The 12,382-nt window shown below is 56.0% G+C and carries 17 protein-coding genes; 6 read left to right on the top strand and 11 right to left on the bottom strand.

The genetic code is table 11. The features are described 5' to 3' along the window. Positions 1–21: 21 nt before the first annotated feature. A complete protein-coding gene (locus tag R84865_RS02740; protein WP_435632196.1) occupies positions 22–204 on the top strand; it encodes an HD domain-containing protein in 183 nt (60 codons plus the stop codon). A gap of 14 nt (positions 205–218) precedes the next feature. Here R84865_RS02740 and R84865_RS02735 read toward each other — a convergent pair whose 3' ends face one another. From R84865_RS02735 to R84865_RS02715, 5 genes are all read right to left on the bottom strand, one after another. Beyond that, a complete protein-coding gene (locus R84865_RS02735) occupies positions 219–965 on the bottom strand; it encodes an RNA methyltransferase (protein WP_435632195.1) in 747 nt (248 codons plus the stop codon). A gap of 266 nt (positions 966–1,231) precedes the next feature. Continuing rightward, positions 1,232–2,875 (bottom strand): chaperonin GroEL, encoded by a 1,644-nt coding sequence (gene groL, locus R84865_RS02730; RefSeq protein ID WP_435632194.1) that lies wholly within the window; start codon positions 2,873–2,875, stop codon positions 1,232–1,234. 105 nt (positions 2,876–2,980) lie between these two features. Then, on the bottom strand, positions 2,981–3,274 hold the full coding sequence (locus R84865_RS02725) for a co-chaperone GroES (RefSeq protein WP_025731941.1): 294 nt from the start codon (positions 3,272–3,274) through the stop codon (positions 2,981–2,983). Positions 3,275–3,553: 279 nt separating this feature from the next. After that, positions 3,554–4,039, bottom strand: a complete 486-nt coding sequence (locus R84865_RS02720; protein WP_435638771.1) for an FxsA family protein — start codon at positions 4,037–4,039, stop codon at positions 3,554–3,556. Positions 4,040–4,273: 234 nt separating this feature from the next. Next, complete coding sequence (locus tag R84865_RS02715; protein WP_435638770.1) at positions 4,274–4,588, bottom strand: ComEA family DNA-binding protein; 315 nt, start codon at positions 4,586–4,588, stop codon at positions 4,274–4,276. A 256-nt stretch (positions 4,589–4,844) separates the two neighbouring features. On the opposite strand from R84865_RS02715, the gene pyrF reads away from it, so the two are divergent. Next, positions 4,845–5,552, top strand: a complete 708-nt coding sequence (gene pyrF / locus R84865_RS02710; RefSeq protein WP_435632191.1) for an orotidine-5'-phosphate decarboxylase — start codon at positions 4,845–4,847, stop codon at positions 5,550–5,552. Positions 5,553–5,579: 27 nt separating this feature from the next. On the opposite strand, the gene R84865_RS02705 is transcribed toward pyrF, so the two are convergent. The 3 genes from R84865_RS02705 to ihfB form a co-directional block, all read right to left on the bottom strand. After that, complete coding sequence (locus R84865_RS02705; protein ID WP_435638769.1) at positions 5,580–6,782, bottom strand: tetratricopeptide repeat protein; 1,203 nt, start codon at positions 6,780–6,782, stop codon at positions 5,580–5,582. Next, the gene (locus R84865_RS02700; RefSeq protein ID WP_435632189.1) at positions 6,783–7,088 is read right to left on the bottom strand and encodes a lipopolysaccharide assembly protein LapA domain-containing protein; all 306 of its coding nucleotides are present in this window, start codon (positions 7,086–7,088) and stop codon (positions 6,783–6,785) included. 105 nt (positions 7,089–7,193) lie between these two features. After that, positions 7,194–7,505, bottom strand: a complete 312-nt coding sequence (ihfB, locus tag R84865_RS02695; protein WP_435632309.1) for an integration host factor subunit beta — start codon at positions 7,503–7,505, stop codon at positions 7,194–7,196. Positions 7,506–7,727: 222 nt separating this feature from the next. Here ihfB and R84865_RS02690 point away from each other — a divergent pair, with 222 nt between their 5' ends. Then, complete coding sequence (locus R84865_RS02690; protein WP_435632188.1) at positions 7,728–8,006, top strand: FAD assembly factor SdhE; 279 nt, start codon at positions 7,728–7,730, stop codon at positions 8,004–8,006. Then, positions 7,990–8,334, top strand: a complete 345-nt coding sequence (locus R84865_RS02685; RefSeq protein ID WP_435632187.1) for a hypothetical protein — start codon at positions 7,990–7,992, stop codon at positions 8,332–8,334. Before R84865_RS02690 ends, R84865_RS02685 begins: the two co-directional genes overlap by 17 nt. Before the next feature lie 36 nt (positions 8,335–8,370). On the opposite strand, the gene R84865_RS02680 is transcribed toward R84865_RS02685, so the two are convergent. Together R84865_RS02680 and R84865_RS02675 are read right to left on the bottom strand one after the other, a co-directional pair. Further along, complete coding sequence (locus R84865_RS02680; RefSeq protein WP_435638768.1) at positions 8,371–9,492, bottom strand: FUSC family protein; 1,122 nt, start codon at positions 9,490–9,492, stop codon at positions 8,371–8,373. A 91-nt stretch (positions 9,493–9,583) separates the two neighbouring features. Continuing rightward, positions 9,584–10,498 carry a S66 peptidase family protein gene (locus R84865_RS02675; protein ID WP_435638767.1) on the bottom strand — a complete coding sequence of 305 codons (915 nt, stop codon included), beginning with the start codon at positions 10,496–10,498 and terminating at the stop codon, positions 9,584–9,586. A 171-nt stretch (positions 10,499–10,669) separates the two neighbouring features. On the opposite strand from R84865_RS02675, the gene R84865_RS02670 reads away from it, so the two are divergent. Further along, positions 10,670–10,942, top strand: coding sequence for a hypothetical protein (locus tag R84865_RS02670; protein ID WP_435638766.1), 273 nt, complete (start codon positions 10,670–10,672; stop codon positions 10,940–10,942). A gap of 6 nt (positions 10,943–10,948) precedes the next feature. Here R84865_RS02670 and R84865_RS02665 read toward each other — a convergent pair whose 3' ends face one another. Further along, complete coding sequence (locus R84865_RS02665; RefSeq protein ID WP_435638765.1) at positions 10,949–11,155, bottom strand: hypothetical protein; 207 nt, start codon at positions 11,153–11,155, stop codon at positions 10,949–10,951. Between the two features lie 239 nt (positions 11,156–11,394). On the opposite strand from R84865_RS02665, the gene R84865_RS02660 reads away from it, so the two are divergent. Continuing rightward, positions 11,395–12,378, top strand: a complete 984-nt coding sequence (locus R84865_RS02660) for an ABC transporter substrate-binding protein (RefSeq protein WP_435638764.1) — start codon at positions 11,395–11,397, stop codon at positions 12,376–12,378. Positions 12,379–12,382 lie beyond the last annotated feature (4 nt).

The following is a 12,382-nucleotide window of genomic DNA, read 5'->3' as shown; positions in this document are numbered from 1 at the left end:
TTGTTTTATAAGGCATCGTTAATGTTCTATGCGCACTCTACCGGTCAGTTGAATAAATCGGACTGGCAACTTTTATCGGATCATCTCAAGAGGGTTGGTGAGATGGCCGCCCAACGGGCGGAGCGGTTCGGAGCTGGTGAATGGGGGATGGCTGCCGGGCTCTTGCATGATCTGGGCAAGTACAGTTTTGAATTTCAGCGCTAATAGACGTCGCGATTCTACCTTTCTCCCCCCTTCGCTAGCGCTTTCAGCGCGCCTATCATCATCGATAGCTCGTTACTGCTCATGTCGCTTCTGCGGAAAATGGTATTCAGTTTCTCTTCGGTGCGGGCGTGGGGCTGATTGAGAAAGCCGGTGGGGGTAAGTAGCTGCGTGAGCAACTGCTCGAAGTAGTCGAGCTGTGCGGCGGTGGGGCGCTGTTCCTTGGCTTTGATGTTGGCAGAGCCGGAGTCGCTATTGCCTGCAAGCCAGGCGTTGCGAACTTCGTAGCAGGCGATCTGTACGGCTTGTGAGAGGTTGAGTACGCCGTAGCTGTCGTCGGTGGGAAAGCGTAATTGGTGTGTGCAGTGGCTGAGCTCTTCGTTGGTCAAGCCTGAGCGCTCGCGGCCGAACACCAGTGCAACGGGGCCGTGTTCGGCTTCTGACATGAGTTCCTGGGCCATCTTACCGCCGTGTTCAAAGCAGGGCAGCGCTAGCTCTCTAAGGCGCGCGCTGGCGCCAATGACCATGTGGCAGTCGGCGACCGCGTCTTCCAGCGAGGTGTGCACCTGAGCGCTCTCGATGACATCGGTCGCACCGGCGGCCATTTGGGTTGCCTGATCCGAGGGAAAGTCGCGCGGATTAACCAGGCGTAAATCGGTTACACCCATGGTCCGCATGGCGCGGGCGCTTGAGCCGATATTGCCGGAATGAAATGTCTGAACGAGAACGATACGAACGTGGGAGAGTAGCGAGCTTGGGTGCATGCACGGGTAGGCTAGTCGATGAGTGAGTCGCCATTATACCGTTAGCTTGATGCATTCGCACCGGCGTGATGGGGAAGGTGTTGATTGGAGCGGCGATATCAACGCTAAACATCGGAAAGCTGGGGAGCAGTCGCTGCGGCTGTCACTCGACATTTGGGCGGCTATTGCTGATCCGCGCTATGTAAGAAATTGCCTGCATAAAAAAACCACGCGACGGACGTCGCGTGGTTCTGTGCTGCCGCTTGGCGACAGAGGGGTAGGATGGCTTACATCATGCCGCCCATGCCACCCATTCCGCTCATGTCGGGAGCGCCACCGGCGTTGCTGCTTTCTTCGGGATCGTCAGTCACCATTGCTTCAGTGGTGATCATCAGGCCGCCGATAGAGCCAGCAGACTGCAGTGCAGTACGCGTTACTTTGGCCGGGTCAACGACACCTGCTTCCAGCAGATCGCCATATTCACCGGTTGCGGCATTGTAGCCGTAGTTGCCTTCGCCAGCTTTCACCTGATTGACGATGACAGAGGCTTCTTCGCCAGCGTTGGTGACGATCTGACGCAGCGGTGCTTCGAAAGCGCGCAGTGCGAGCTGGATGCCGTGAGTCTGATCTTCGTTGTCGCCCTTGAGGTCGTGCAGTTTGGTAAGGGCGCGAATCAGCGCAGTACCGCCGCCAGGAACGATGCCTTCTTCTACCGCAGCGCGGGTAGAGTGAAGGGCGTCTTCAACGCGTGCTTTCTTCTCTTTCATTTCAACTTCAGTCGCTGCGCCTACGCGGATAACGGCAACGCCGCCTGCCAGCTTGGCCACACGTTCCTGAAGTTTTTCGCGGTCGTAGTCAGAAGAAGTTTCTTCGATCTGAGCGCGAATCTGGTTAACGCGCGATTCGATATCACCGTCGTTGCCAGCACCATCGATGATGGTGGTGTTTTCTTTCGACATGGTGATACGGCGTGCGGTACCCAGGCTTTCAACCGTTGCTTCTTCGAGGTTCAGGCCTACTTCCTCGGAGATGACGGTGCCGCCAGTCAGCACTGCGATGTCCTGCAGCATTGCCTTGCGACGGTCGCCGAAGCCAGGTGCCTTGGCAGCAGCCACTTTTACGATGCCGCGCATGTTGTTAACAACCAGCGTAGCCAGTGCTTCGCCTTCGATGTCTTCAGCGATAATCACCAGCGGCTTGCCGGCTTTGGCAACGCCTTCGAGTACCGGAAGCAACTCGCGAATGTTGGAAATTTTCTTGTCGACCAGAAGGATGTAGGGATCTTCCAGTTCAACCGACATGGTTTCCTGGTTGGTCACGAAGTAGGGCGAGAGGTAGCCGCGGTCGAACTGCATACCTTCGACCACTTCCAGCTCGTCTTCAAAGCCGCGACCTTCATCGACGGTGATAACGCCTTCCTTGCCAACCTTTTCCATGGCATCAGCGATAATCTGACCGATGTTGGAATCACCGTTGGCGGAGATGGTGCCTACCTGAGCAATCGCCTTGGAGTCCTTGGTCGGTACGGCCAGCGATTTCACTTCTTCAACGGCAGCTGCGATCGCTTTGTCGATACCGCGTTTCAGGTCCATCGGATTCATGCCGGCGATAACGCCTTTCAGGCCTTCGTTAACGATTGCCTGAGCGAGAACAGTAGCGGTGGTAGTACCGTCACCTGCAACGTCAGAGGTTTTGGAAGCCACTTCCTTGACCATCTGCGCGCCCATGTTTTCGAACTTGTCTTTCAGCTCGATTTCTTTGGCGACGGAAACACCGTCTTTGGTGACGGTAGGTGCACCGAAGGATTTGTCGAGCACCACGTTACGACCTTTCGGGCCGAGCGTAGTTTTTACTGCGTCAGCGAGGATATTGACGCCTTTCGCCATGCGTTTGCGTGCGTCGTCGCCGAATTTAATCTGTTTGCCTGCCATTGTTCACTCTTCCTCAAATTTCGAGTTACTTGTTTAGTAGACGTATGGTGCGCGGGCCAGCTTGATCGCAAGGTGCGGGGCTGCCGGCCATGAGCGTGGCGTCAATCAGTCTTCGAGCACGCCGAGGATGTCGGACTCGCTCATGATCAGTACTTCTTCGCCGTCGATTTTCTGCTTCTCAACGCCAAAGCCTTCCTTGAAGATCACCTTGTCGCCGACCTGGACGTCGAGGGGGCGTACGTCGCCGTTCTCAAGGATGCGGCCCTTGCCCACGGCGAGAATTTCTCCGCGAGTCGGTTTTTCCTGTGCGCTGCCGGGCAGAACGATGCCGCCTGCGGTTTTCTGTTCTTCCTCGAGACGACGAACGACAACGCGCTCATGCAAGGGACGAATACTCATTGCAAACGCTCTCCTGAAGTTGCTTGGTTATAAATGAATGTCGAGTCAGGTTGCCCCTGTAGGCAGCCCACCCGTGAGGCGATGCCTCAATATTCTACGAGCTTCCTCGTGCCCGATTTACATATGGTCGGCGCGACGTATTTCAAGAGACGTGAAGTAAAAAATTTTCGCTCGCAGAGGGAGTTAAGAAGGGGATAAGTCGGCGGGTAGAAGGGCATGGCTGACAAAAATACGGCCGACGTCTAAAGGTCGGCCGCAAGTGCTTAATACGTGCTGCGATTAATGGGGCGAGTGGTCATCCTTTTTGTGTTCGATGAATTCGCCTTCGATGGTGTCGCCGCTGGAAGCGTGCGCATCATCGTTGGCAGCACGACTTTCGCCGTCGTAGGTGCCACGTGCGCCGCGATCGGCTCTAGGGTTGTATATCTCCACCGGCGGCTTGCCCATCAGCTTGCGGGTGATCAGCGGAATCAGCGCAATCACCCCCAGCAGATCGCTAATGGGGCCAGGCATGAGTAGCAAAAATCCCGCGATCACCGAGGAGCCGCCCTTGATAACGTCGGCTTTGTTGACCTGACCAGTGGCCATGCCTTGCTGAATATTGCGCAGCGATCCAATACCTTGGCGCTTGATTAGCTGTGAGCCGATGAATCCGGTGATCACGATCAAGAGCAGTGTGGGCAGCAGGCCAATAGCGTGACCCAGCATCAGTAGCGCGACAATATCGACAATAAAGTAAATAAGAGGAAGTAATAAAATGGGCATGAAAAACGTCCGTGCGTTACTTGGGATTGTGGTGATTTTGGGTCATGGGCGTATTTTTTCAATGGAAAGGTGGCGTGAAGCAAAAAAAGAGCGCTGATCAAAATGCGCTCTTAGCGACGCAGCGAAGCTTCAGGTGCGCAACGCTTCTCTGTCGCGAGGCGCGCTATTGCCCCGCGGGGTGGCCGCTGCCGATGCCTATGGTGGTGCGGCGAGCGGCGCTTGCGATAGTAAAGGCTAGCTCTTGGGTGTTGCCGCGGGAGATGACTTTACTGACGTTTTCGGTGACGCGTTAAATTCGAGGTGCTTTTCCAGCTTCTTGGCGGTGGCTGAACCAATGCCACCAACGCGCGCCAGGTCTTCACTGTCGACGAAGGGGCCGTTGGCGTCGCGCTCGGCAATAATGGCTTCGGCTTTCGCTTTACCAATGCCCGGTAGCGCGACCAGTTCGCTAACGTTGGCACTGTTGATATCGATGGCTTGCGGGGCGGCGAATGCAAGGGTGGATGCGACTAACAGCGAATAAAGAGAGGCGGCTAACCAGTTTTTCATATGCAGCTCCAGAAAGGGTGTGAGAGGGCAATCATCAGCAATTGCCCTGCGCTGGAGTATCGGTCGCCGCGGCCGATTTTTTAGTATGCTGTCGATAAACGCAGTCGCTAGCGCTTGGCAATAAGCTACTGCACAGGTATAAACAGGCCCCATCAATTGTATGCTCAGGTTCAGCCGCTGCCGTTTGCGAGTTTTTGACGGCCATCGCGCGGGTGATAGCAATACAGCGCTTTCAGTCAATTTAAAGGATTAGATTATGCATTCTCCGCTGATAGTGGCGCTCGACTTCTCCACGCTTGACGATGCGCTTGAAATAGCGGATCAGCTCGATCCTTCAGTGTGCCGCGTTAAGGTGGGAAAGGAGCTATTTACGCGTGAAGGGCCGCTAATGCTACGCGCGCTCCATAACCGCGGCTTCGATGTATTCCTGGACCTTAAATTTCACGACATTCCAAACACTGTGGCCAATGCCGTACTGGCCGCTGCCGAGCAGGGCGTGTGGATGGTCAACGTGCATGCCATGGGCGGTCGTCGCATGATGGAAGCCGCCGCAGATGCGCTGGCACGTAACAACATGGCGACTCATCTGATCGCGGTGACGGTGCTGACAAGTCTGGCGGGCAACGAACTGGCCGAGGTAGGGGTAAGCGCGTCGATCGACGAGCAGGTCGAGCAACTGGCGCAGCTGGCGCAATCGTCGGGCATGGAAGGGATTGTGTGTTCTGCACGTGAGGCGCGGCGAGTGCGTCAGGTGTGCGGTAACAAATTCTTTAAAGTAACGCCGGGCATCCGCCCTAAATCATCCGCGGCCAACGATCAGCAGCGCATCACCACGCCTTCGCAAGCGCTACATGATGGCAGTACGCACCTGGTGGTTGGGCGTCCTATTACTGGCGCCGAAAGCCCCTCTGACGCGGTAGCGGATATTCTTGAGCAGATCAGATTCAAGCCGGGCAAAGCGTAATACCGGCCTGATGGAGCCTTGCGTGGATCAAGGCCGCGATGGAAGTTTGGGCAGCGCGGATTCATTGGTGGGTTTCACTGTTTCCCACTGATGGCACTGCGGGCAATGCCAATACGACACCTGCGCAGAAAAACCGCAGTGGCGGCACAAGTAGCGGGGCTCATGTCGTGTTAACGCATCCAGATGGTGACGCAGGCCGCTTAGGTACGGTCGACCGCCATCTTTTTCACTGAGCTGACAGCACAGTTCAGTCAGTTTGCTTATCCCTCGCGCAGTAGGAAAAACGTCCATCTGAGCGTTCAGCCAGCGAGCCGTCGATCTGACACCGTACTCGGGCAGCATCTTTTCAGCCCGCAGCAGTATTAACGTGCTGCTGGGGTGTTGTTCAAGCAGCTCATCCAACTGTTCGATCAGGCCGTCCCGATCTCTTAGATGCTCGTAAGCAGCGCTGAGATTATCAAGAATCAGTGGAATGAATTCGCGATCCAGTTCGGCAATGCGCGCCAGAATTTTCAGCTCGTCTCGGTATCGTCCCTGCTCATTGGCGTGCTGTGCTGCTAGCCAATTCACTCGGATGCTGTCGGGGCAGATAGCGCGGGCGCGCTTGAGATGGTGGGCTTTCTGTACCTGATTGCCGCGGCCGCGTAGCTCTTCGATCAATTCGCAGTGCCAGTTGGCGGCCGCTCGTTTAAGCAGAGGGTCCGCAAGCAGTTTTCGATTGCTGATATCCAGCGCCTGCTGCCATTCTCGTTCTTGTTCGAACAGCACAATCAGCAAGCGTTTGGCGGCGTAATCGAGCTCCTGACTTGGGCGATCGTTAATCAGTGATTTAAGCAGGTGTTCGGCACGATCGAGTAATCCCAGGCGCTGGAAGTCCTGCGCTAGTTCTAGCACTACCTGCTGATTCTGTGACTTCGTTAGCGCCGGCCGGCCGAGCAGATTTTGGTGAATCTTGACGGCGCGATCAGCCTCTCCGCGACTGCGAAAAAGTCGACCCAACATGATGTGCGTGTCGATGGTGGCGCTGGTCACTTCTAGTGTTGTGGAAAGCGCCTCGACATCGTGATCGGGCTGGTCGGCGAGCAGGAAGTGCAGCCCGGCGACGTAATCCCTTGAGAGCTCAGAGGGGCGAGCCGGTGAGCAGGAAGGGCGCTGAGCGCTGCGACGTCCTAACCACCAGCCGATAGCCAGTGCTACTACCAAGAAGGAATAGAGTAGCACCTCGTACATTTAGCGCTGTTCCTGAACGCCTTGCTTCTTCAGCTGGTCGATTTCTGCCTGCTTGACCTTAACGTCCTTGCGAGCACCAGCGAGGCGGGTGCGCAAACGCACGTACATGCCGGTCATGGCGAGCATGCCGAGAATGACACCCACCACCAGACTAAGCAGTAGCCAAAGTGCCAGTGAAGCCTCGGGAAGCTTGGCCCAGATGATATCGAGCGGAATTTCCTGCTGATTGCGAATGCTGAATAGAATACCGAGCAGTGCAACGACGATGGCGATAATCGCCAGCACTAGGGTTTTTAACCAACGCATGAAAAAGGGTTCCTCTTGCAGTTAGCCGACGTTCGCGGCGTTGCTGATCATACTATTCTATCCGCAGCGCAGGGTAGGTGGGGAATCATTGGTGGAATGTCACCGTTAGTAGCCAAGCGTGCGGCTAGCGTTCACCTGCTCACGTAGCTCTTTACCTGGTTTGAAGTGAGGTACAAACTTGCCTTCAAGAGGTACTGAGTCACCCGTTTTGGGGTTGCGGCCAACACGCGGCTCTCGGTAGTGCAGCGAAAAGCTGCCGAACCCCCGAATTTCGACGCGCCCACCACTGGCCAAGGCATTGGTAATATCATCGAGAATCAAGCGTACCGCAGCTTCTACCTCTCGTGCAGAAAGGTCGGGATGTTGAGCGGCAATCTGTTCAATTAACTCCGATTTGGTCATCGAATTGCTCTCCAGACGTTTGATGTGCCTGCCCGACAGGCAAGCTGTTGTTCTTCTACTTGTTTGTGCTGTACGTGAGGCTCTCGAGGATTCAGCATAGCCTTGGTATCGGCGAAAAACAATTTACGCAAAAACAATCGATTAGCAGATCGTTCCGACACGCGTTTGTTAATCTTCGTATACTGCGTGCCGATAACTGATTGTTGACTGCTCGTATGGCGAGCTGAGGACCCTGAAGTGATAGATGAAACCACTCGTAAACGACTGCGCTGGCACTCTCGCCGTGGCATGTGGGAGCTCGACATGCTGCTGGTGCCGTTCTTCGATCATTGCTTTGATTCGCTAAGTGCTGCGGATCAGCATGACTATTGGCAGTTGCTGCAAGGTGAGGATCAGGAACTGTTCATGTGGTTGATGCGCAGGGAACCGTGCGCCAATCCCGCGCTGCAACCTATCGTTGATCGCATTACCGACTTTGCCCGCGATCAGCACACCTCCAATGTTCGGCCCGTCTAAATACGCCTACTGGTCAGGATTGCTGCTCGCGTTACTGTGTTCGGCGCTGGTGGCAGTCTGGTGTCACTGGGCGCTTGGGGGAGCGGTGCTGCTGCTGCTCGCCCATGAAGCCAAGCGTGAGTCACGCACGCAGCTGCCGTCGATGTGCTGGGACGAGCGCACCCAGCGCTGGCTCGATGCGTCGGGCAATGAAGTGGTGATGAAGGCGCTGCGCGTTGGGCCAGCCATTATCGGCGTGCGTTGCAACGGTAATACCGTGTGGCTGTGGCCCGATAGCGCACCCCCCGAGCTGCTTTGGCAACTGCGTCGCTCGCTATGCTGTCGATGAGTGATCGGTGGTGGCCACAGGGTGTGATCAACGTGCTCAGGACGATGGCGTGTTGTGGCCATCTTCGATTAGATGCGCACGGTGGGCGCGCCGGCTCAGGCGGCGGCTGGGCAAGCGTCGCACTGTATTGAGCGTTGTAATCAGTCGCTCGGTGGCGATCGCCAGTTCGCGATTCAGCCATAGATAACCGCTGGGACTGTATAGCCAACGCCCGTTTTGCGTCTGGCAGTGCAGCGCGCGTTCTGCATAGCGCTGCAGTGAGAACGGCGTTACCTTGGCGGTAATCGGTTGCCCGGTGCGCACCTGGTGGGCAACGACTGAAAGTTGCTCGGAAAGCGCGCGTTGCTCATCGCGCAACCCCTCCAACTGTTCGACCACTTCATAACCGTCACGCGTGTCCCACAAGGTTTCTTGTAACAGCTCCACCGTCGAGATCATGCGTTGTTCGGTCAGCAATATATCTGCCAGCGTGTTGCGCTTGATGTCTCCTTCCTGATGTACCGCATCGCTCAGCGAGCGCTGGGTAGCAAACTGCGCGCTCACGGTTTTGATCATTTTGAGCTTCAGTTCACTGTCGAACGTAGAGTCGGTGATGCATATCTGATACAGCCGATTGAGCTTGTCGATATTGTCAGCAAGCAGGAATCGAGCGGCATCGGTGGCGCGCTGCGGTAGCACCAGCGCAGTCACCAAAATGGCAACGCCGGTGCCTACCAGCACGTTAATAGCTCTCCAAATCCCGATGGTAATGTCGGGATCGTTATCGCCCACCACAGTAACTAGCGAAATGCTAAACATCAGGGCGCTATACCCGTGTCTAGAGGTAAAGGTGATGTAAAGCGCGAAACCGATCCCAATTAATGTCAGCACGTGCTGCAATAAGTTGTCGTGAATGAACAGCAATAGGGCAACGCCATAGAGCGCCCCTAAAAAGGTGCCCAGTAGGCGCTGAAGACCCTTGATAACCACGCCGCCCACATGGGGCAGGCTGCCCATCACCATCACGGCGCTGACGAGCGTCCAACTGCCGTAGGGAACATCGAACAGGTAAAGAAGGGCAAACAGTATCGCCAGCGCTACCACTGAGCGCAGTACGTGCACCGCCTGGCGGTGACGATAGATAAAAAAGGCGTCTCTGAAGGGGTTTGATAATGTCATGCTCACTACCCACCATAGCGCCGTCACGGTACCGCGCTGTTAATGTTTAGGCGCCGGTGCAAGGTGGGTAGCGGGGGACACGGCGGCCAGTTTAGGCAGCACTATTCCATGTAATTCCCGCCGAGCCCACCTGTGCTTCAGCACCTAGCTCGAATGCGTGGTTGTTTCCGTCATGCCCTAGCGCCGCGCCGGTGAAGATCGGAATGCCCAGCGACGCTGTCCAGTCCTCGAATATCGGCGCCAGTTCGGGGGCGTCGCGCGGCCCTTCACAGCGAGTAAACTCGCCTAGACAGATGGCCTTGATCTGGGTGGTATCCACGCTTTGCAGCAGCTGAACAAAACTTCTTTCCAGAGCGTAGAAGGCTTCTTGAATATCTTCCAATAGTAGAATGGACGGTCCGCGCAATTGCAGTGCGGCGGGGGTGCCGCAGAGCGAGGCAAGCACCGTTAAATTGCCACCAGTCAACGTGCCATGAATGCGATTGGCGGGGGCATTCGCAAGCGATAGATGGCCAGGCTTGCGCTGCACCGCCGCTTCGATCGAGGTGAGCGACTGCCAGCGTGGTGTTGCTGTCAGATCGTCGCTTTCCAGCGTGAGTCGATTCAGCTCGGTAGCGGTGCTGCCGTGGATGGCGCGCAAACCTTGCGCCGCAAACGCCACCAGCAGTGCAGTCACATCGGAATAGCCGATTAACGGAATTGAGCGCGCTCGCTCAAGGCGCGACCAGTCGATATGCTCGATCAATTGTGCCGCGCCGTAGCCTCCGCGAAGTACCCACACTGCATCGATGTCGGGCTGCTCGAAGGCCCAGTACAGGTCTTGCAAGCGTTCGTCTACACGGCCGGCAAGATAGCGATAGCGATAGTTCAGGTGAGGGCTGAACACCGCCTCGATGCCCAGTGCCGTGAGGCGCTGTAGACACTGCTCGTAGGCAGCAAGGGGCGTCGCGCTGGAGGGCGAAATCACAGCGATCTTGCGTAGCGAGGGCCAAAGTTTGAGAGTCATACAGCTATTCCGATGTTGACGAGTGGGTAACGGGGGCACGGCAGCGTATTGCCTCGTCACGGCGTGGGGGTATTCCAAGGTCGCTCTGTATAGAGGGCGTATGCACGCCCAAGCACCACTTGGATATCAGGGTTCTGGTAAACTTCATGGTCAGCCAAGGAGTAAAACACCATGAGTGAAGAATATAGCGACGTTAGCGACAGTGCACGAATCGCTGCGTTACAGGTAGGCTTCGCGGCGCTGCTGGAGCTGGTAGGTCGCGATCATCCTGAAGTGCATTTTCGGGTCACTGAGTGTCTGCGTCAGTCGGGTGAGATGGCGGTTAATGCGCCGTACCGGCGCGGTTTTTCCGAGCTGACCGAAATGGTCGAGGCGCTTTCTGATCAGCGCTCGACTGCTGACCGCCGTTCGCCAAACGACAAGCAGACGCATACCGATGGGTAGCGGCAGCTAGCTTCCCGACAGGTAGATAAGCGCCACACCGATAATCGCTGGCACCGTGGCGATCAGGCATAGCAGCAGTAGTTTTCGCGTGGGTAGCGATGGACGGCCGCGCAGGAAATGGATGATGTTGAGTGCCAGCAGGGCCAGTGTGGTGGCCATCGGCACGATGACACACAGCATGCCGAGGACGTAGTAAAAGTGTGATAAAGCCACGGTGCTTCCTTTCTCTAAATCGCGCTATTTTAGCGTGTCATTTTCTTCGCAACAGCCTTTGTTGCTTCCCTCAAAAAGCGTCTAAAAATCATTGGCTTGTAATTATATCGTATTGCCTTTCAGTTGGATCAGTTAGTTTTAAGCTCTCAATGATAATAATTCCCGCCTAATATCATGGTGATCGCTCGGTGTTTTGCCGTTCGATCAAGCTGTTATTGCTTGGCTCATTGGGAACGCTCATGAAACGACGCACATTTCTTGGTTCGGCTCTGTCGTGTTTGCTGGTATCTACCGTTGCTTCAGGGGCATTCCCCCGAATCGCTCAGGCGGCTGACACCAAAAGCATCATTGATGCACGCGGCAGGCGTATTTCACTGGCGCAGGTGCCGCGTCGAATTGCGGCAATTTCGTATTCTGCGGTCGATATCGCGCTGGCTCTGGGCATCATGCCCGTGGCGTCTACGTACATGACGAAAGGGCGCGCTCCCGATTATCTGCTTGGTCTTACCGAAAAAATGACCAATATAGGCCAGCGAGCGCGCGCTAATCTCGAGGTGCTGTCGAGCGTGCGCCCCGATGTCATTATTGCGATGCGTCGCTATACCGAAGGTCATGCGGCTCAGTTTGAAAAGATTGCGCCCTACATTGCCCTTAACATGGAGCTGCTTGAGGAGAGCTACTACGAGGTGGCGCAACTGGCGGCACTGCTGGGCCAGCCAGAACGCGGCGAAGCGCTCAATGAGGCATTCAGTCAGTTGCTGGTAGATATCGCGTTGCAGGTTCCTGCTGGTCATCAGCCGGGACCGCGTTTCCAGATCATGTGGGGGGGCGACTCGCCGTTCTCGTTCTATGACGAAGCGACTCCTGCCAGCATCGCCAATACGCTGGGAGGTACCAATATCATGGGGCCGGAACCCAGCAACGGCCGTTTCGGCGCCGAAATTAGCCTCGAAGCCATGCTCGAAAAGGACCCTGAGGTGATCTTCGTGTACGACAGCGGCCCAGAGCGGCCGCACGAGAGCAACCCCGTTTGGTCGATGCTGTCGGCGGTCAAAAATAACCGCGTGCATTATGTGGGCGATGCGTGGGTGGAAACCAATGGGCCTATCGCACGCGAGGTGGTGCTGCGGGAAGTCGCTCACTATTTCTATCCCGAGGCGTTCCCGGCCGTTGATACGCAAGCCATCGGGCGACGCTATATTCCCCAGACACTATGGCAGTAATGGC

Origin of the sequence: Carnimonas bestiolae (assembly GCF_051251145.1) — a bacterium.
Lineage (GTDB): Bacteria > Pseudomonadota > Gammaproteobacteria > Pseudomonadales > Halomonadaceae > Carnimonas > Carnimonas bestiolae.
Note: the sequence above shows the minus strand (reverse complement) of the source record. Positions and strands in the feature narration are given on the sequence as shown.

Bases quoted from the DNA above. Each gene is read 5' to 3' on its own strand.
- R84865_RS02680 (WP_435638768.1), bottom strand. From the start codon at position 9,492: ATGACATTATCAAACCCCTTCAGAGACGCCTTTTTTATCTATCGTCAC.
- R84865_RS02740 (WP_435632196.1), top strand. From the start codon at position 22: ATGTTCTATGCGCACTCTACCGGTCAGTTGAATAAATCGGACTGGCAA.
- R84865_RS02670 (WP_435638766.1), top strand. From the start codon at position 10,670: ATGAGTGAAGAATATAGCGACGTTAGCGACAGTGCACGAATCGCTGCG.
- R84865_RS02660 (WP_435638764.1), top strand. From the start codon at position 11,395: ATGAAACGACGCACATTTCTTGGTTCGGCTCTGTCGTGTTTGCTGGTA.
- R84865_RS02705 (WP_435638769.1), bottom strand. From the start codon at position 6,782: ATGTACGAGGTGCTACTCTATTCCTTCTTGGTAGTAGCACTGGCTATC.
- R84865_RS02725 (WP_025731941.1), bottom strand. From the start codon at position 3,274: ATGAGTATTCGTCCCTTGCATGAGCGCGTTGTCGTTCGTCGTCTCGAG.
- R84865_RS02685 (WP_435632187.1), top strand. From the start codon at position 7,990: ATGTTCGGCCCGTCTAAATACGCCTACTGGTCAGGATTGCTGCTCGCG.
- groL (WP_435632194.1), bottom strand. From the start codon at position 2,875: ATGGCAGGCAAACAGATTAAATTCGGCGACGACGCACGCAAACGCATG.
- R84865_RS02735 (WP_435632195.1), bottom strand. From the start codon at position 965: ATGCACCCAAGCTCGCTACTCTCCCACGTTCGTATCGTTCTCGTTCAG.
- R84865_RS02700 (WP_435632189.1), bottom strand. From the start codon at position 7,088: ATGCGTTGGTTAAAAACCCTAGTGCTGGCGATTATCGCCATCGTCGTT.
- R84865_RS02720 (WP_435638771.1), bottom strand. From the start codon at position 4,039: ATGCCCATTTTATTACTTCCTCTTATTTACTTTATTGTCGATATTGTC.
- R84865_RS02675 (WP_435638767.1), bottom strand. From the start codon at position 10,498: ATGACTCTCAAACTTTGGCCCTCGCTACGCAAGATCGCTGTGATTTCG.
- R84865_RS02715 (WP_435638770.1), bottom strand. From the start codon at position 4,588: ATGAAAAACTGGTTAGCCGCCTCTCTTTATTCGCTGTTAGTCGCATCC.
- pyrF (WP_435632191.1), top strand. From the start codon at position 4,845: ATGCATTCTCCGCTGATAGTGGCGCTCGACTTCTCCACGCTTGACGAT.